Here is a 17029-nt window from a genome sequence, read left to right on the forward strand (position 1 = left end):
GAGGAGGCCGGGGTTTTTGCCGCCCCGAGCGCGTGTCACCCCGGTTCTGTTCTACCTCAGGCCGATTGACTCAATGTTCATGTTTTGTTCTTATGCTGGTCGTCCAGCCAAGGGAGCGAGCCATGGACAACCGCATCAATGAAATCCGCAGAATAATCAGGGCATTACGTGTCAGCATGCGTGAGGCTGAAGCTATCATGCACGAGCAAATCAACAGGGACGAAGATTGCGCCTTCGTCGCCGGGGAAGTCATGAAGATGCGCACGGTGATGAGCGAGCTGGTCCAGGAGCGGGCCGCTCTCGGTGACACCGACCCGATCGTCGTCGCCAGCCTTTTCATTCCCCGCCGACGGCCGATGGCGCTGCGCCTTCGTCTTGAGAGGCGTCGTCTCGTTCCGCCGCGCGAGGCGGCACGGGCATGAAAGGACAGAGGCCGAGCTACTTCTCCGACATGCAGGAGCCGCCGGAGTTCCTGAAGGCTCTCGATCAGGCGCGCCGCCTGTCTTGCTTCGAAGGCTGGTGCCGCATGCACATCGAGGCCATCCAGGTCGCGATCGATCAGTATGCGGAAGCCGCTCTCGGTAACCGGGAGTTCTTCCTCAACAAGCCGCACAGCATCGGTGGAAGTCGCAGCGGCGACGTGCCGTGACGTCTGAGACGGCGGCCAACTCCACTTTTCCAAGCCAAAGTCGGCACGGCCTCGCCCTTAACCGCTCGGAAACCATGGTAAATGATCGGAAAACTTTAACGAAACTGTTCGGCTGTCTCTGAGTCGATTTGTCGGAGGGCCCGTCCGATGACAGAGCACCAGTTGAGAGAGCTGGAATTCCAGATCGCGCGTTACAGGCGTTTGGAGCGCGAAGTGACCGATCCGCTTGCCGCCTGCCTGCTTCACAGCATCATCGAAGACCTGGAAGCCGAGCTGCGCAGGGACACCGCGGATTGGCACGGGCCGCGCGATTAACGCTTTATTAGCGCTAATCATGCGGATTATTCAGGAGGGACTGCCAAGGGAGACTGCTCCCATGCTGAAGGACGGCACCTATTCGGCGTGGTACAAGACGCCGCTCGACCAGGGGACGGGGATCGTTCATGTCGCAGACGGACAAATCTGGGGCTGCGACAGCCTGATGACATATCACGGCTCCTGCAAGGTCGATGGAGATCGCTTCACCGCGACGGTGTCGACGAAGCGCCATACCGACGGACGTGCAACGGTCTTCGGCGTCGACGATGAGCTCACGCTGGACATCGAAGGAAACTGCCCCGGCAAGGTCGGGACCTACACGGCGACGGCAGCACAGGTGCCGGGAATGATCCTCCAGGGCACGCTCATTCTTACGGAACAGCCGCCGCCCGCACGTGAACGAACCGGGCAAGCACCGGCGTTCAATCCCGACAAGCTCCCGAAGTTGCCGAAGCGTTCGCGCTGATCGCAGGGAGCCCAGCCCGCTAAGGCTGCGGGCTTTCTATTCGGGGGCTGCCGTTTTGATGTGGGGTTCGACGCGCACGCCTCGTCTCGGAGGGATATTCGCCGAACATTCGATGATAGTGGCCGGAGAATCGGCCGAGACTCTGGAAGCCATAGTGCAGGGCAATGTCCGAGATCGTCCTGCTATCCCTTGGCAGGCGGAGAGCCGTGTGGGCCGAACAAAGCCGCCGGTGCTTGAGAAAGGCGATCGGGCCGATACCGAGTGCCTCCTGAAAGGCGCGATGCAGCGTGCGCCGCGGCAGATGCATATAGCTGCAAATTTTGGAGATATGGACCGGCCCGGGGCCGGCCTCGTCGAGATACTCCTCGACCTGCCGTACGATCTTCAACGCAGACGGCCGCGGACCGTCACGTTCCGACGACCGGCCTTGGACGATGTTGGCACTCATCGCTTCGATGACCGCGCGCTTCCAGAAATCGGCGGATTCGGCCGTCAGTGGCGCGTTGCCGAGCCTTGCCACCAAGGACTGCAGGCGAGGGACAACACTCTGAACCGTGTGGGCATTTCCCTTGTAATGGCTTCTTCGCCACGCCGCGGGATCGCTCAGCTCACCTTCGCAGGCAAACGACGAACTGATGTCTTCGGATCGTATCGAGGCAATGATGACTTTGCTGCCGCCATAATAACGGTTCTCATGCTCAGTACCGGGCGGCGTGACCAAAACGTCTCCCGGGCAGGATTCGTAAGAGAAGCGCGTCACACGATCGGTGCTGTCCGCGAGCATGCCGATGACGACGCCATCCGCGCCGGAAACACCCTTCGTTCTGAGACCAAGATTGAAGCTGGCGGTGTCAATGCGCAGACCGTCGATCAATGCGTGCGAGAGGCGGCCGGAGAGCATTCCTTTTTGAATCTGGACCACCTCGCGAGGCGCGCCAGCAACGACTTCTCTGAATTCCTCGAACCCTTTGATCTCATGCGTCTGCAGCAAGGCAAATCCTGCCATTGTCAGATCCCGCTCGATTCAAACCGCGCCGTCGGCGACTATATTGCATTATCCGGCGTCGCTATTGAGGCACACTTTGCAACTCGGGCATGTTTCGAACGGCGCGGCGATGCGTCGCGCCGCAGTTTGATTTGGATCAACATCGCCAAAAATTTTCCGCGTTTTCCAGCAATCGCTGCTTTTCGAACATTTGGCACAAACTGGACGTCACAGGAGGGCGATTTTACCTTATCGTTGAAATACAACGAGAAATAGAAGCGGGCAGAAAATGGAAACGGCGCGATCTCAAGGCTTACGAGGATATCGGGACCGAGAATCGCCCGCAAGGGTGGAGCAGCTGGGCGACCTTCTCGCTCCGGAGGCACCCTCCGCTTCGGCGAAGCCTCTGGCCCGCAATATTTGAGAGCGAAGGTAGCTCCGATGGCAGGCGAAAAGACGCCTAACGCCCGTCGCTTCCGGGTCGGCTTCCGGACCTCGATTATTGCCGTATTCGTCGGAGTCGTGCTCGCAGTCGGACTATCTCTTGTCTGGCTCAGCTTCGAACGGGTGACGAGGATCACTTACAACGCCGCGACTGGCTTCATCGAGAAGGTGGCCCAGCTCGGCGCCGATCACGTCGACGAGCAGTTCACCAACGTGCGTGACAATCTGAGGATACTCACCGGGCTTCCGTCGATCCGTTCGGCGGACATCGTCGACAACCCGCGCCTTTATGCCGTGCTGGCCTCCATGCTGCGCAACAATCCGCAGCTATTCAATCTCTATGTCGGCTATGATGACGGATCGTTCCTCGAAATGGACGTCATCGATCGCGCCTCGCCGGCCTTCAGGGCGAGCTTGAAAGTCGCGGACGAGGCCGCCTTCCGCCTGGTGGTGATACAGCGCAGCGGTCGGACCAATTTTTCGACGATCTATTTGTCCGAGACGCTGGATGCGGTGAGCACAAGGACTGAGCCAACCGACTACGACCCCAGACAGCGCCCGTGGTATGTCGAGGCGTTCAAGGTGGACAAGACGCTTCTGACCGGCCCCTACGTGTTCTTTGCGACCGGCGAGCCCGGTTACACGCTACGGGTGCCTCTCGGGGCAGGGCGTTCCGGAGCCGTCGCCGGCGACATTCTTCTCAACACGTTCGAGGACATGCTGGCGCAACAGAAGCTGGGCAAGTCCGGTCTTGCGTTCCTGTTCGATGATTCCAATCGAGTCGTCGGACATCCGGAGATGAGGCGCCTGATGGGCGCGGGGCAGGAGCTTCCGACTTTGGCAGCGCTGGACGTGCCCGGCCTGATGCCCGCAATCGAGGCCTGGCGGCGAGGAGGTCCCTCACAGCAGATCTTCGTCGACAAGGCCGGGCGAACCTACCTGGCCGGTTTCCATCGCGTGCAGTCGACGGGAGACGCCGACGTCAGGCTGGCGGAGGTCGCGCCTCTCGACGAGTTCTACGGCCAGATTCTCTCCGAGCAACGCTCTCTGTTTGCGCTGGCGCTCGCTTTCGTCGGTGCGACCTTGCCGTTTGCGTTCTGGCTCGGCTCTCTGATCGCGCGCCCCTTGCGCAAGCTCGCCGACCAGACCGACGAGATCCAGCGATTCAAGATCGCCGATCGTCCGCGCGTTCGCTCCAGCATCGTTGAGATCGACGAGCTCGGCCGCTCGGTTTTCACCATGCGCAGCGTCGTCCGGAGCTTTTCGAGCTACGTCCCGAAGCAGATCGTGCGACAATTGGTCGAGACCGAGGCCTCGCTCGAACTAGGCGGATCGCGGCGCGAAATTACGGTTCTGTTCACTGACGTGGCCGACTTCACGGCCAAAACCGAGATGGCCGACCCGTCTCAAGTGATGATTTACACGTCGCGCTATTTCGCCGCCCTTTCCGAGGAGATCATGCGTCACCGCGGCACCATCGACAAGTTCATCGGTGACGGCCTGATGGGCTTCTGGAACGCACCGGCAGAGGATCCGGATCATACGGCAGGCGCCTGCCGCGCCGTGTTGGCCTGCATCCAGGCCAATCAGGAGCTGAACAGGGCGTTCGCAGCAGAGGGGTGGCCACCCTACCATACCCGCTTTGGCCTTCACGTCGGTGACGCCGTGGTAGGAAATATCGGCTCCAACGATCGAATGAACTATACCGCGCTCGGCGCGACCGTGAATCTTGGCTCGCGGCTGGAAGGTCTCAACAAGAACTATGGCACGCACATCCTGGTGAGCTCCGCCGTCCGCGCGCGTGTCGCCGATCGCTTCCTGTTTCGCAGCGTCGACCGTATTTGCCCGAAAGGCTTCGCGGACGCCGTAGACATCAGCGAACTTCGCGCGGAACTTCCGGACGCTCTTCCGGAGGAGGTCGCGATGTGCCGGCGCTGGGAAGACGTTTTTCGATCAATAGAGCAGAAAGCTATCGAAAGCGCCTCGTTTCAACTCTCCGCTTTCTTGATCGACTTTCCGGAAGACATGATCGCCCTCCACCATGCTCGGCGACTGCAAGAGCAGGTCACTCAGCAGGCTGTCTGACGCGCTCCCGATACTCAGGGGCAGTCCCGCGATTTTGTCCGACGCACTTCTGTCATCGGCAGATCACTGCGAATATGAAAGCTGATCTTCCGTAACGACTCGCTCAATTTTCTCCGACTTGCACTTGATGCGGTATCGGAGACGTCCATCGGCCTCGATGGGCATATGCTGGACGATGGTGTAAATCATCGGCTCATCAGTTGCGGCACGTCCTTGTGGACCTTGGGGCTGATGGCGAACGTCTTCATTTAGCTTGTAGGCATACGACATATATCTACCTCGGAATTCACAGTTGCTCTCACGTGGGGGCAGTCGTTGTGTCCTGTCAGGACAGGCGCTTAGTCAAGCGGAAGGGGTTACCACAGTCTCCAGCGTTTATCCGCGCCGTGAGCCGGTCGTTCTCCTCTTTGACTCGTGCAGGCAGTTGATCAGGCTCTCTAGATTGGTTTGCTCCGACGCTGCGGCCTCAAGCTGCGAACTGACTCACCCACTAGCTGGTCCACAGCAGCCCTCCCCAAAAAGCCGGGAGTGCAAGCACTCTCAGTCGCCGCCAATTGCCTGGAGCGGAGCGGCGATGGCCCCACCATACATCACATTTGGCAACTTTGGTCGTAAATTCTGAGGGGACTATGGCATTCTGCAAGCATACGGCCTGCGTCTCGCAGGGAACTGACCCCTTCCTTTCCGGATTGGGCTGGGCCAGGTCCAGGCATCTGGGTTCGTACATGGACGGCGCGGGAGCGGTTTGATGGTTCTGGGCATAAGGCACACAAGACCGTGTACCGGTTTGGAGGCCAAGTCAGCCTGAACCACCATCGATTTTTGCTGCGCCCTCGCGAAAGTCGCGATCTCAGGCTTCTTTCCAATGTCATTCACCTCACGCCGCTTGGCGAATTAACATGGGCACAGGATGTTTTCGGCAGTTCTGTCGCCACGGCCAACTTCACGGGCAGTACAGACAGCCTGGTCGTCGAAAGTTTGTCCGAGGTCGAATTGACCTCGACCGCCTGGCCCGTTTTCCCTGTTTCGGCGTCAGCCATCTCCTACCCGTTCCGGTACACGGACGAGGAGTGGATGGACTTGGGGGCGCTCGTCAGGCCTCAGTAGGTCGGCCGACGATCGCGGTGGTCTTTCAGACCGCGTTGTCGCATCCGGCAATTCTGCATCCTCAGCCCTCGGCCCGCCCGCTTCTCGAACGACCCGCGATTCGCCATGGTGCCGCGGCAAGAGCATCACCCCGGAGCAACATCAATGTCGGACAAGGTCTCGCGTCGCCAGTTCGCGAAAATCGCGGGATTGTCCGCGGCCGGGCTGGCAAATCCTCTGGAGGCCGCCGAGATCAAGCGGGCACCGGCGCCGCGAGGCATGGACGGCTTTCCCGCGGGCTTCCTCTGGGGCACGGCGACCTCGTCCTATCAGGTCGAGGGTGCGGTCAACGAGGACGGGCGGGGTCCCTCGATCTGGGACAAGTTCGTCCGCATCCCCGGCAAGATCGAGGACGGCTCTACCGGCGACCGCGCCAACGAGCATTATCACCGGTACAAGGAGGACATCGCGCTCATGAAGGAGCTTGGCTGCAAGGCCTATCGCTTCTCGGTGGCCTGGCCGCGGGTGTTTCCGGACGGCGACGGCCAGCCGAATCCGAAGGGGCTCGACTTCTACAATCGTCTGGTCGACGAGCTTCTCAAAAACGGCATCGAGCCGTGGCTGACGCTCTATCATTGGGACCTGCCGCAATCGCTTCAGGATCGTTTCGGCGGCTGGCGCTCGACGGAGACCTGCAAGATCTTCGGTGACTACGCGGCCTATGTCGCCGAGCATCTCACCGATCGCGTCAAGAACGTGTTCACGCTGAACGAGAGCGGCCGCTTCGTCTATTTCGGATACGGCATCGGCATCGATGCGCCGGGCCTGACGCTGCCGCAAGCCGAGGTCAACCAGATCAGGCACAACAGTGCGCTCGCGCATGGGCTCGCGGTGCAGGCGGTGCGTGCCCATGGCCGCCGCGGCACGCGGGTCGGGCCGGCCGAGAACATCGATGCCTGCGCGCCTGCGATCGACACGCCCGAGAACGTCCGCGCCGCCGAGATCGCGCTGCGCGAGATGAACGCCGGCTATCTCAACGTCATCATGACGGGCCAGTACACCGACGCCTTCCTGAAGTTCGCCGGGCGCGACGCGCCGAAATACACCGATGCCGAGCTGAAGATCATCTCTTCGCCGGTCGATTTCCTCGGCCTCAACATCTACGCGCCGCAGAACTATGTGGTGGCCTCCGACCAGGGCGCGGGCTTCATGCCGCTGCCGATCCCGAAATCGTTCCCGCACATGAATTCGGATTGGCTGCGCGTCGGCCCGGAGACGCTCTACTGGGTGCCGAAGCTCGCTGCAAAAATCTGGAAGACCGATGCGATCTATATCAGCGAGAACGGCACCTCCGGCGAAGACGTCGTGACGCCCGACGGCAAGATCTACGACACCGACCGCATCATGTATTTGCGCAACTATCTCGCCCAGCTTCAGCGCGCCACCGCAGAAGGCGCACCGGTGCGCGGCTACTTCCTCTGGAGCCTGATGGACAACTTTGAATGGGTGTTCGGGCTCAACAAGCGCTTTGGGCTCTACCACGTCAATTTCGACACGCAGGTCCGTACGCCGAAACTCAGCGCCAGTTTCTATCGCAACGTGATCGCGAAGAACGCGGCGGGGGCGTGATTGCTCTCCCTCGCCCGGTTCTTGCGGGGGCGCGACGAGCCTGGCTGGCGCTGACGGGGGCGGGTGAGGGGTTCCGCCAGCGCGCATTGACTCGCTTCGCCCCCTGATTCAAAACGCCTCTAACCATTCAAAAAGAGGATAACGCCAATGACCGACGCACTCATCATCGATGCCTGCCGGACCCCGCGCGGCGTCGGCAAGGCCGGCAAGGGGGCGCTCTCGGGCATCCATCCGCAGCAGCTGGGTGCAACCGTGCTGCGCGCGCTCGCCGAGCGCACCGGGATCGACACCGCCGACGTCGACGACATCATCTGGGGCTGCAGCGCGCAGGTCGCAACGCAAGGCGGCGATCTCGGCCGCATGTCGGCGCTGGATGCCGGCTACGACGTGCGCGCGAGCGCCGTGACGCTCGACCGCTTCTGCGGCTCCGGCATCACCAGCGTCAACATGGCTGCAAGCTCGATCATGGCGGGTGCGGAAGACCTCGTCATTGCCGGCGGCTGCGAGATGATGTCGATGGAAGGACGTCGCGGCGGCGGTCCGATGATGATGGATAGCGGCAATCTGCGCCTGCGTGCGCGGCATCCGCAGTCGCATCAGGGCGTCTGCGCCGACGCGATCGCGACCATGGAAGGCATCACGCGGAGGGACGTCGACGCACTCGGGCTCGAAAGCCAGAAGCGCGCAGCACATGCGATGGCGAACGGCCACTTCAGGAAGAGCCTCGTTCCGGTGCATCGTGAGGACGGCAGCCTCGCGCTCGACCATGAAGAATATCCGCGGCCGCAGACCACGATGGAAGGGTTGAGCGCGCTCAAGCCGGCATTCCCCGCCATCGCTGACTATGCGATCGACGACGAGGGCACGACGTATCGCGGTCTCATCCTGCAGAAGTACCCCGACCTCGAGATCGACTTCATGCACCATGCCGGCAACTCGTCCGGCGTCGTCGATGGCGCGGCCGCGATCCTTCTGGCGTCGCCTGCTTACGCGAAGGCACATGGGCTCAAGCCGCGCGCCCGCGTGGTTGCGATGGCCAACATGGGGGACTCGCCGACCCTGATGCTGAACGCGCCGGTGCCGGCGACGCGCAAGGTGCTGGCAAAGGCGGGACTGACCATCGACGACATCGACCTGTTCGAGATCAACGAGGCCTTTGCCGTGGTTGCGGAAAAATACATCCGCGACCTCAAGCTCGACCGCGCCAAAGTGAACGTCAATGGCGGCTCGATCGCACTCGGCCATCCGATCGGCGCCACGGGCTCGATCCTGATCGGCACCGTGCTGGACGAGCTCGAACGGCGCGACCTCAAGCGCGGTCTCGTCACCATGTGCGCGGCGGGCGGCATGGCCCCGGCCGTCATCATCGAGCGCGTCTAGCCTTATTTTCTAGGGTGAATCGCGACCGGCCTTCCACAAAGAGGCCGGTCGTCGCTTGTCGAAAGCATCGAATCAGCTTTAGCAAGGCTGCGTGCGGGCCTTTGAAACAAGGTAGAATCCGCTGCCCGAGGCTCCTTCCGCACTGGAAGTGGCTAAAATGCAGGGTTTTTTGCCACAGAGGGCCAAAAAAGCCCGTAAAAACCGCGACAAAACTGTGCAGAAGGCTATAGGCCTTCGCCGGTTGGTCTAATATGCAGCCGCCAACGAATCAGAGGAGACACGATGCCAACCCAAATGTCCAAATCGCAGCTGATCGAAAAGATTGCGACCACCACCGAGCTTTCCAAGCGCGACGTCAAGAGCGTCATGGAGACGCTGACGGAAGTCGGCCACAAGGAGCTCAAGAAGAACGGCCTGTTCCTCGTGCCGGGCTTCGCCAAATTCGTGGTCATCAAGAAGCCCGCCACCAAGGCGCGTAAGGGCACCAACCCGTTCACGGGTGAAGAGATGATGTTCAAGGCCAAGCCGGCCCGGAAGATCGTCCGCGCCCGCCCGGTCAAGGCGGCCAAGGACGCCGTGGGCTAATAGCGCAAAGGCCCCCTCGAGCGAGGGGGCCTTTTGTTTGGGGCTGCCGCGAGGACTTGAGACGGAGGGCTCAACCCTTGCGGCGCTTCACCCGGACCGGGACCGGCTGAAGCCGCGGTCCTGGTGCCGCCAGCGCATCGCGAACCCCGTCGATGGCGCGATCGAGCAACTGGCGCAGCCGCTGCGTCTTCCGCGATCGCATTGCTCTTTCCAGCAGTTTCTTCATCGCATTCACTCCGCCGCTTCGACCTTGGCGTCCGCCGGTTCGAGCGCCGCGGCGATGGCCTCGTCGACGCGCTCCAGCCAGATGAATTCGAGGTTGTCCCGCGCGCTCTGCGGGATGTCGTCGTAGTCCCGCTTATTGCGCGCCGGCAGCATCACCCGCTTCAGGCCCGCAGCCGCGGCCGCCACGACCTTCTCCTTGATGCCGCCGACCGGCAGCACCAGGCCGCGCAGCGAGATCTCGCCGGTCATGGCGGTGTCGCTGCGCACCGTGCGGTTGGTGAGCAGTGACGTCAGCGCCGTGAACATCGCGACGCCCGCGCTCGGCCCGTCCTTCGGGGTCGCGCCTGCGGGCACGTGAACGTGGACGTCGCTCTTCTCGAACAGCTGCGGATCGATGCCGAGCTGCGAGGCTTTGCTCTTCACCAACGTCATCGCAGCCTGCACGCTTTCGCGCATGACCTCGCCGAGCTGGCCGGTCAGGATCATCCCGCCCCGGCCCGATACGCGCGAGGCCTCGATGAACAGGATGTCGCCGCCGACTGGCGTCCAGGCAAGGCCGGTGGCCACACCTGGAATGCTGGTGCGCTGCGCGATCTCGCCCTCGAAGCGCGGCTGGCCGAGCACGGTGCCGATATCCTTCGGCGTCACGACGACCTTTACAGCCGTGCCCTCGGCGACCTGCACCGCGGCGTGCCGAAACAGTTTGCCGATCTCGCGCTCGAGATTACGCACGCCGGCCTCGCGGGTGTAGCCCTTGACCACCAGCTTCAGCGCCTCCGGCTCGATCTCGGCCTGCTCGGCGGTCAGGCCGTTCGCCTCGAGCTGCCGCCGCACCAGATAGCGCCGCGCGATCTCCAGCTTCTCTTCCTGGGTGTAGCCGGCGAGGCTGATCAGCTCCATGCGGTCCAGCAGCGGACTCGGGATCTGGTCCAGCATGTTGGCGGTCGCGATGAAGACCACGCGCGACAGGTCGAAGGGCACGCCCAGGTAATTGTCCCGGAACGTCCCGTTCTGCTCGGGGTCGAGCACCTCCAGCATCGCAGCCGAAGGATCGCCCTGCACGCCGCGGCCCATCTTGTCGATCTCGTCCAGCATCATGACGCAGTTCCGCGTGCCGGCCTTCTTGATGCCCTGGATGATGTTGCCGGGCAGCGCGCCGATATAGGTGCGCCGGTGGCCGCGGATCTCGGCCTCGTCATGCACGCCGCCGAGGCTGACGCGCACGAAGGGGCGATCCATCGCGCGTGCGATGGATTGGCCGAGCGAGGTCTTGCCCACGCCGGGCGGCCCGACGAAGCACAGGATCGGCGCCTTGCCTTGCGGCGCGAGCTTGCGCACCGCCAGATATTCGATGATCCGGGTCTTGATCTTCTCCAGGCCAAAGTGATCAGCGTCGAGGATGCGGCGCGCTTCCTTGATGTCGATCGGCTTCTCCGCGGGCAGCGCCCAGGGCAGCTCGATCAGCCAGTCCAAATAGGTACGGACCATGCCGGCTTCGCCGGCGGCCTCCGGCATGCGCTCGTAGCGCCGCAGCTCCTTCTTCGCATGAGCATCCGCCTCGGGCGGCATGTTGGCCTTGGCGATGGCAGCGGTCAGCTCGGCGACCTCGGCCGCCTTGCCGTCGCCTTCGCCGAGCTGGCGCTGGATGGTCGCCATCTGCTCGCGCAGGATCGCCTCGCGCTGCCGTTCGTCGAAGCTGGCGCGGGTCTTTTGGCCGATTTCATTGCTGATGCGTAGCACCTCCAGCCGTTCGGCCAGATGCTTCGACACCTTCTCGACACGCAAAGCGAGGTCGATGGTCTCCAAAACCTCCTGCTTGTCCTGCGCCTTGATGTCCATGAACGAGGTCGCCAGGTCGGCCAGCGCGCCGGGCGCGGTGGTGCTCTGGAACATCGCGACCAGCTCCGGCGGCGCCTGCGGCAGCAGTTCGATGGCCTCGATGGCCAGGCGCTGCAGGTTCAGCGCGCGCGCCTCGATCTCGGGCGAGTTCGCAGTCGGCTCCGGAATCTGCTGGATCCGCGCGGCCGGGAACGGCGTCCCCGGCAGGAAGTCGAGGATGCGCGCGCGCTGCACGCCCTGGCAGACGATGTGATGGGTGCCGTCGGGCGCGGTGATGTAGCGCACGATGTTGGCGATGGTCGCGACCCGGTAGAGGTCGTCCGGCCCGGGCTCGTCGGTCTCGGGGCTGCGCTGCAGGACGATGCCGATCGGCCGCTGCTCGCGCAGCGCCTGCTGTGCGGCGGCGATCGACTTCGGCCGCGCGATCGCGATCGGCCCGATGGCGCCGGGAAACAGCACCATGTCGCGCACGGCGATGATGATCAGCGCGTCTTCGGGAATCTTCACGTCGGAAGTGTTTTGCGGATTGGTCTGTGCAGTATTCATTTGCTCGGTGGCCATGATCGACCTCAGGATTTGGCGAGGCGCAATGCGACGCAGCCGTCCATCACGAAGCGGCTGATGGCGTAGCGGCCAACGGGAAGCGCGATGCGCCGCTCGAAGCGGCCCTGCGGCAGCTCGAGCCGATGGATGCGGGCGTTGCGAAGCTCCGGCGGAAGGGTGCGCTGGCCGGAGATGACGAGCACGCCGTCATGGATGACAGTCTCGACATTGTCGGGATTGACGCCGGGAAGCGCGACCAGGATCAGCAGCTCATGCTCGGTTTCGAGCACGTCGATCGGCGGCTCCCAGCAGGCCTCCTGGCGGCCGAACTGCTGACGCAGCCGTTCGGCGCGGGTCAGCTGGTCCAGCGCTTCGGACAGCATCCAGTCGAGGGGATTTTTGGGTTGCATGATGCAGGCTCGGCGGTGGGGAATGCTGCATATGGGGCTGGTTCCCGGGAATTCCAGCCCGGCGGCGCGGACGTGCCATGCGGATCGTGCGATCCGAAAAGACAAGCGCCGCGGCCTTCCGGGCCGCGGCGTTGCGTTGTCAGGCGTGAGCGGCTCAGGCCGCTTTGCGGTATTCCTCTTCCGCTTCGAGGTTGATCACGGAAGTGGCGAGCTCGGTCAGGGCGTGGTCGGTCGCCTCTTCCTCGTCCAGCGTCGCCTGCAGCAATCTTGCTGCGTCCTGCATGCCGAGCTCCTCGGCCCAGGTGCGCAAGGTGCCGTAGCGGGAGATTTCATAGTGCTCGACCGCCTGCGCAGCTGCGAGCAGGCCGGCGTCGAGCGCAGGAGCGTTCTTGAACTCCTTCATGATCTCGGCGCCTTCGTCGGTGATGCCGTTGATCGCTTCGCAAGGCTTGCCGCGGGCCGGCTTGCCCAGCATCTTGAAGATCTGGTCCAGACGTTTGACCTGGCCCTGCGTCTCGCGTAGATGCTTGTTGAAAGCCGCCGCGAGCTGCTTCGAGTTTGCAGCCTTGGCCATCTTGGGCAACGTCTTGATGATCTTGTTCTCGGCGAAATAGATGTCCTTCAGCGTCTCCAGAAACAGATCGCTCAACATCTTCGGCGCCTGACGCGGGCGCCGCGCCGCGGTCTTCTTGGTTGTACGTTTCTTTGCTCGTTTGGCCATAGATCCTCCTCTTGAGGGTGACACGGGAAGGCATCGCCTTCCTCAATCCTCAGGCGATCAAAACCTTTTCGAGAACGAAAGTTCCAAACTGCAACCTGCGCTCACGGCGATCGTTCAGGTCGGGCGCTTATGAGGATCTTCCTGTCGCTGCCGCGCCTCGGTGTTGCGGTCGAGCCGTGCGCGCTCGCTGCGCCGCAGGCGTCCCGATTTCGACACGCCATAGACGAGCACCGCACCGAGCAGGAAGGCTCCGATGAACCAAAGCCAGAGCAAATTGGCCGAGAGGTGGCCCAGCAACATTCCAATTCCACTGTCACTCATTGTGCATCTCCGGTGATTTTCAAAGCGGTTCTGCCGGGCTAAGTCAGTCCGCCAGCCATCGTTCCTGCGTCCAGGGAGCCCACCGAGACATGATCGACTTCACCCTGTCGGCCTTCGTGACGCTGTTGCTCGTGGTCGATCCCGTGGGCCTTGCGCCGGCTTTCCTCGCCGCGACCGGCGGCATGCCCGACAAGACCAAACGCACCATCGCGCTGCGCGCGCCGCTGATTGCGGCGTCGATCCTGGTGGTGATCGCGCTGATCGGAAACTGGCTCCTGCGCCAGCTCGGGATCGGCATCCCCGCCTTCCAGATCGCCGGCGGGCTGCTGCTGTTCGGCGTGTCTTACCAGATGATCTTCGGCGACCGTCCGCATCGCGAGGCCCGCGAGGCCGACAAGGCGACGTCAGAGCATGCCTCCGACGTCGCGGTATTCCCGCTGGCGATCCCGATGATGGCCGGTCCGGGCGCGATCGCGACCACGCTGCTGCTTTCGGGCGATGCCGGCTACGGGGCGAGGCTCGCGATCATCATCGCGGTCGTGCTCTGCGTCTGCCTCATCTGCATGCTCTGCTTTGCCTCCGCGAACATGATCGCGCGCACCCTTGGGCGCACCGGCAACGCCGTGCTTTCGCGGGTGCTCGGCATGCTGCTCGCGGCCTATTCGGTGCAGTTCGTGATCAACGGGATCGCGGCCGTCCGGGCGAGCTTGCCGTAGGGCTGCGACAATCTGTTAATGCGTTGATTTTCATGATTATTTCACGATGCGGCGAGAGCGCCGGCGCGATCGCGGGCGATCCGGTCTGCTTTCTCTTGCGCTGCCACATTGCTTTGACGTACTCCCCGTCTGACAAGCGCCCATCGTCAGGAATTCGATATCTCGATGACAGCGGACGAGCTCGACAAGAGACAGGCCATCATCGGCGCCTGCCGCCGCATGAATGCGCTCGGCATCAACCAGGGCACCTCGGGCAATATCAGCGTCCGACATGTGGACGGGCTTCTGATCACACCGACCAGCGTGCCCTATGACGCCATGACGCCGGACCAGATCGTCTTCATGGCGATGGACGGCTCACATGCGCCCAGTCAGAAGCCGTCCAGCGAGTGGCGCTTCCACCTCGACATCCTGAAGGCCCGGCAGGACGTCAACGCCGTCGTCCACGCTCATCCGACCTATTGCACCATCCTCGCGATCATGGGCATGGAGATCGCGCCCGTGCACTACATGATCGCAGCCGCCGGCGGAGACAGCATCCGCTGCGCGCCCTATGCCACCTTCGGAACGGTCGAGCTGTCGGAACATGCGGTGCGGGCGCTGGAGGACCGGCTCGCCTGCCTGCTCGACCATCACGGCATGATCGCGGTCGGCAAGTCGCTGGAAAAGGCGATGTGGCTCGCGGTCGAGGTCGAGACACTGGCGCGGCAATATCACGGCTGCCTCCAGATCGGAGAGCCGCCGCTGCTTTCGAGCGCCGAGATCGAGCGGGTCCGCCAGCGCATGTCCGGTTACGGCATGTCGGAAGAGTAGGGCGGGCAGAGTGTTCCTGCGGATCAGACATCTCACCGATCGCAAGGGGACGAACCGCGTCATGGTTCGGCTGCGGGCGCTGCTGCGCAGCAACGAATTCTATCTGATCCCGCTCGCCCTCGTGATCGGCACGCTTGCCGGCGCCGTCGTGACGCTGATGGCCGAGATTGCGCAGATTGCTCATATGGTGATCTACGGCATTCCCATCGACGTCCGCCTTTCCGCCAACGCGCGCGTCAGCCCCTGGGCCGCGCTGATCGCGCCTGCGCTGGGCGGGCTGGCGCTCGGTATCATGGAGTGGTGGCGGCGGCGGTGGAAGATCTCCAACGCGGTCGACCCGATCGAGGCGAACGCGCTGCGCGGCGGCAATCTGTCGATGCGCGACAGCCTGGTGGTGTCGAGCCAGACGCTGATCTCGAACGGCTGCGGCGCATCCGTCGGTCTCGAGGCCGGCTATACCCAGATCGGCTCGGGTATCGCCTCGCTGTTCGGCAAGTTCTTTAATCTGCGCCGCAACGATCTGCGCCTGATCGTCGGCTGCGGCGCTGCCGCTGCGATCGCGGCGGCGTTCGGTGCACCGATCACCGGGGCCTTCTACGCCTGCGAGCTGATTGTCGGCGTCTATTCGGTCGGCAGCGCCGCCCCGATCCTGGCGGCCTCGCTCGCCGGCGCCTTGACCGCGCAATGGCTCGGCGGCGCACCGTACTCGCTCGAAATACCGAAGGTCAGCGCTGTCGGCGTCGAGCAATATATCGCGTTGATCGGGCTTGCACTCGTCACCAGCGGCGTCGGCATCGCCGTGATGCGCTCGTCCTCGATGTTCGAGCGCCTGTTCAAATGGATGCCGATCTGGCTGCGCCCGGTGATCGGCGGCCTCATCGTCGGCGGCTTTGCGATCGTCACACCGCAGGTGCTGGCGGCCGGCCACGGCGCCATGGTGCTCGATCTCTTTCACGACATGACGATCGGCCTGATCGCGCTGATCATCGCCTTGAAGGTGACGGCCTGCCTGATCTCGCTCGCCTCGGGCTTCCGCGGTGGGCTGTTCTTTGCCTCGCTGTTTGTCGGCAGCCTGATCGGAAAGTTCTTTTCCGCGGTGCTGTTGCTGATCAGCCCGAACTTCGTGATCGACCCGCTGGTCGCGATGCTGACGGGCATGGCGACGCTCGGCGTCGCCATCGTCGGCGGTCCCTTGACCATGTCGTTCCTCGTGCTCGAGATGACCCGCAACGTCGACGTCACCGCCGTGGTGCTCGCCGGCTGCATCGTCACCTCGATCTGCGTCCGCTTCATGTTCGGACACTCCTTCTCGACCTGGCGCCTGCATCTGCGTGGCGAGACGATCCGCAGCGCCAACGATGTCGGCTGGCTGCGCAACCTCACCGTCGAGCGGCTGATGCGCTCCGACGTCGGCAAGGTGCCGTCGACTACGACCATCGCGGCGGTCCGCGGCGAATTCCCGCTGGGATCGCGTCCCGGTATCGTCATCGTCAACAATGCAGACGAATATGTCGGGCTGGTCCTGCTGCCCGATCTGTTCTCCGGCGACCTCGACACCATCGCCGACGAGATCCAGGTGATCGAGCTCGCCCGCCTGACCGAGATCGTGCTGATCCCGGAAATGAACGTGAAATCGGCAATGGCGGTGTTCGACGAAGCGGAAGCCGAGATGCTCGCGGTGGTCGATTCCACCGACAGCCGCAAGGTGGTCGGCTTCCTGACCGAGACGTTCGTCCGCCGCCGCTATGTCGAGGAGATCGACAAGGCGACGCGCGGCGTGCTCGGCGCGCTATCGTAAGGACACGCGAAAGCGG

The 17029-nt window shown here is 63.1% G+C and carries 19 protein-coding genes; 13 read left to right on the plus strand and 6 right to left on the minus strand.

What is annotated here, in order from left to right; translation table 11 throughout:
• Positions 1–122 precede the first annotated feature (122 nt).
• The 4 genes from ABIB06_RS07605 (at position 123) to ABIB06_RS07620 (ending at position 1433) form a co-directional block, all read left to right on the plus strand.
• Positions 123–422, plus strand: coding sequence for a hypothetical protein (locus ABIB06_RS07605; protein ID WP_247349556.1), 300 nt, complete (start codon positions 123–125; stop codon positions 420–422).
• Positions 419–649: a hypothetical protein gene (locus ABIB06_RS07610; RefSeq protein WP_247349555.1), complete on the plus strand. Its 231-nt coding sequence runs from the start codon at positions 419–421 to the stop codon at positions 647–649. Before ABIB06_RS07605 ends, ABIB06_RS07610 begins: the two co-directional genes overlap by 4 nt.
• Positions 650–796: 147 nt before the next feature.
• Complete coding sequence (locus ABIB06_RS07615) at positions 797–964, plus strand: hypothetical protein (protein ID WP_354045237.1); 168 nt, start codon at positions 797–799, stop codon at positions 962–964.
• A gap of 61 nt (positions 965–1025) precedes the next feature.
• Positions 1026–1433, plus strand: a complete 408-nt coding sequence (locus ABIB06_RS07620) for a hypothetical protein (RefSeq protein ID WP_354045235.1) — start codon at positions 1026–1028, stop codon at positions 1431–1433.
• 19 nt (positions 1434–1452) lie between these two features.
• Here the strand turns inward: ABIB06_RS07620 and ABIB06_RS07625 are convergent, their stop codons facing one another.
• Positions 1453–2439: an AraC family transcriptional regulator gene (locus ABIB06_RS07625; protein ID WP_354045233.1), complete on the minus strand. Its 987-nt coding sequence runs from the start codon at positions 2437–2439 to the stop codon at positions 1453–1455.
• Here ABIB06_RS07625 and ABIB06_RS07630 point away from each other — a divergent pair.
• The 6 genes from ABIB06_RS07630 to ABIB06_RS07655 all read left to right on the plus strand — a co-directional run bounded on the left by ABIB06_RS07630 (position 2410) and on the right by ABIB06_RS07655 (position 9627).
• Entirely contained in the window at positions 2410–2694 is a 285-nt protein-coding gene (locus ABIB06_RS07630) for a hypothetical protein (RefSeq protein ID WP_354045232.1), read from the plus strand. The two genes, ABIB06_RS07625 and ABIB06_RS07630, sit on opposite strands and share 30 nt — an antisense overlap.
• Before the next feature lie 165 nt (positions 2695–2859).
• The gene (locus ABIB06_RS07635) at positions 2860–4947 is read left to right on the plus strand and encodes an adenylate/guanylate cyclase domain-containing protein (protein WP_354045230.1); all 2088 of its coding nucleotides are present in this window, start codon (positions 2860–2862) and stop codon (positions 4945–4947) included.
• A 777-nt stretch (positions 4948–5724) separates the two neighbouring features.
• Complete coding sequence (locus ABIB06_RS07640) at positions 5725–6054, plus strand: transglutaminase N-terminal domain-containing protein (RefSeq protein WP_354045228.1); 330 nt, start codon at positions 5725–5727, stop codon at positions 6052–6054.
• Between the two features lie 144 nt (positions 6055–6198).
• Positions 6199–7662 carry a GH1 family beta-glucosidase gene (locus ABIB06_RS07645; protein ID WP_354045227.1) on the plus strand — a complete coding sequence of 488 codons (1464 nt, stop codon included), beginning with the start codon at positions 6199–6201 and terminating at the stop codon, positions 7660–7662.
• A 147-nt stretch (positions 7663–7809) separates the two neighbouring features.
• Entirely contained in the window at positions 7810–9042 is a 1233-nt protein-coding gene (locus tag ABIB06_RS07650) for an acetyl-CoA C-acetyltransferase (protein WP_354045226.1), read from the plus strand.
• Between the two features lie 282 nt (positions 9043–9324).
• Complete coding sequence (locus ABIB06_RS07655) at positions 9325–9627, plus strand: HU family DNA-binding protein (RefSeq protein WP_247349545.1); 303 nt, start codon at positions 9325–9327, stop codon at positions 9625–9627.
• Between the two features lie 70 nt (positions 9628–9697).
• On the opposite strand, the gene ABIB06_RS07660 is transcribed toward ABIB06_RS07655, so the two are convergent.
• The 5 genes from ABIB06_RS07660 to ABIB06_RS07680 form a co-directional block, all read right to left on the minus strand.
• Entirely contained in the window at positions 9698–9829 is a 132-nt protein-coding gene (locus ABIB06_RS07660) for a hypothetical protein (RefSeq protein WP_354045224.1), read from the minus strand.
• 29 nt (positions 9830–9858) lie between these two features.
• Entirely contained in the window at positions 9859–12252 is a 2394-nt protein-coding gene (lon, locus tag ABIB06_RS07665; protein ID WP_354045222.1) for an endopeptidase La, read from the minus strand.
• 8 nt (positions 12253–12260) lie between these two features.
• The gene (locus ABIB06_RS07670) at positions 12261–12644 is read right to left on the minus strand and encodes an Hsp20/alpha crystallin family protein (RefSeq protein WP_354045220.1); all 384 of its coding nucleotides are present in this window, start codon (positions 12642–12644) and stop codon (positions 12261–12263) included.
• Between the two features lie 154 nt (positions 12645–12798).
• Positions 12799–13365 carry a YciE/YciF ferroxidase family protein gene (locus ABIB06_RS07675; RefSeq protein WP_354045218.1) on the minus strand — a complete coding sequence of 189 codons (567 nt, stop codon included), beginning with the start codon at positions 13363–13365 and terminating at the stop codon, positions 12799–12801.
• A gap of 114 nt (positions 13366–13479) precedes the next feature.
• Entirely contained in the window at positions 13480–13686 is a 207-nt protein-coding gene (locus ABIB06_RS07680; protein WP_354045216.1) for a hypothetical protein, read from the minus strand.
• Positions 13687–13775: 89 nt separating this feature from the next.
• On the opposite strand from ABIB06_RS07680, the gene ABIB06_RS07685 reads away from it, so the two are divergent.
• The 3 genes from ABIB06_RS07685 (at position 13776) to ABIB06_RS07695 (ending at position 17013) form a co-directional block, all read left to right on the plus strand.
• Positions 13776–14402, plus strand: coding sequence for a MarC family protein (locus ABIB06_RS07685; protein ID WP_354045214.1), 627 nt, complete (start codon positions 13776–13778; stop codon positions 14400–14402).
• Positions 14403–14567: 165 nt separating this feature from the next.
• Entirely contained in the window at positions 14568–15215 is a 648-nt protein-coding gene (locus ABIB06_RS07690; protein WP_354045212.1) for a class II aldolase/adducin family protein, read from the plus strand.
• Between the two features lie 10 nt (positions 15216–15225).
• On the plus strand, positions 15226–17013 hold the full coding sequence (locus tag ABIB06_RS07695) for a chloride channel protein (RefSeq protein ID WP_247443879.1): 1788 nt from the start codon (positions 15226–15228) through the stop codon (positions 17011–17013).
• Positions 17014–17029 lie beyond the last annotated feature (16 nt).

This window comes from Bradyrhizobium sp. LB8.2 (genome assembly GCF_040548035.1).
Taxonomy (GTDB): domain Bacteria; phylum Pseudomonadota; class Alphaproteobacteria; order Rhizobiales; family Xanthobacteraceae; genus Bradyrhizobium.

Bases quoted from the DNA above. Each gene is read 5' to 3' on its own strand.
- ABIB06_RS07605 (WP_247349556.1), top strand. From the start codon at position 123: ATGGACAACCGCATCAATGAAATCCGCAGAATAATCAGGGCATTACGT.
- ABIB06_RS07610 (WP_247349555.1), top strand. From the start codon at position 419: ATGAAAGGACAGAGGCCGAGCTACTTCTCCGACATGCAGGAGCCGCCG.
- ABIB06_RS07615 (WP_354045237.1), top strand. From the start codon at position 797: ATGACAGAGCACCAGTTGAGAGAGCTGGAATTCCAGATCGCGCGTTAC.
- ABIB06_RS07620 (WP_354045235.1), top strand. From the start codon at position 1,026: ATGCTGAAGGACGGCACCTATTCGGCGTGGTACAAGACGCCGCTCGAC.
- ABIB06_RS07630 (WP_354045232.1), top strand. From the start codon at position 2,410: ATGCGTCTGCAGCAAGGCAAATCCTGCCATTGTCAGATCCCGCTCGAT.
- ABIB06_RS07625 (WP_354045233.1), bottom strand. From the start codon at position 2,439: ATGGCAGGATTTGCCTTGCTGCAGACGCATGAGATCAAAGGGTTCGAG.
- ABIB06_RS07635 (WP_354045230.1), top strand. From the start codon at position 2,860: ATGGCAGGCGAAAAGACGCCTAACGCCCGTCGCTTCCGGGTCGGCTTC.
- ABIB06_RS07645 (WP_354045227.1), top strand. From the start codon at position 6,199: ATGTCGGACAAGGTCTCGCGTCGCCAGTTCGCGAAAATCGCGGGATTG.
- ABIB06_RS07650 (WP_354045226.1), top strand. From the start codon at position 7,810: ATGACCGACGCACTCATCATCGATGCCTGCCGGACCCCGCGCGGCGTC.
- ABIB06_RS07655 (WP_247349545.1), top strand. From the start codon at position 9,325: ATGCCAACCCAAATGTCCAAATCGCAGCTGATCGAAAAGATTGCGACC.
- ABIB06_RS07660 (WP_354045224.1), bottom strand. From the start codon at position 9,829: ATGCGATCGCGGAAGACGCAGCGGCTGCGCCAGTTGCTCGATCGCGCC.
- lon (WP_354045222.1), bottom strand. From the start codon at position 12,252: ATGGCCACCGAGCAAATGAATACTGCACAGACCAATCCGCAAAACACT.
- ABIB06_RS07670 (WP_354045220.1), bottom strand. From the start codon at position 12,644: ATGCAACCCAAAAATCCCCTCGACTGGATGCTGTCCGAAGCGCTGGAC.
- ABIB06_RS07675 (WP_354045218.1), bottom strand. From the start codon at position 13,365: ATGGCCAAACGAGCAAAGAAACGTACAACCAAGAAGACCGCGGCGCGG.
- ABIB06_RS07680 (WP_354045216.1), bottom strand. From the start codon at position 13,686: ATGAGTGACAGTGGAATTGGAATGTTGCTGGGCCACCTCTCGGCCAAT.
- ABIB06_RS07685 (WP_354045214.1), top strand. From the start codon at position 13,776: ATGATCGACTTCACCCTGTCGGCCTTCGTGACGCTGTTGCTCGTGGTC.
- ABIB06_RS07690 (WP_354045212.1), top strand. From the start codon at position 14,568: ATGACAGCGGACGAGCTCGACAAGAGACAGGCCATCATCGGCGCCTGC.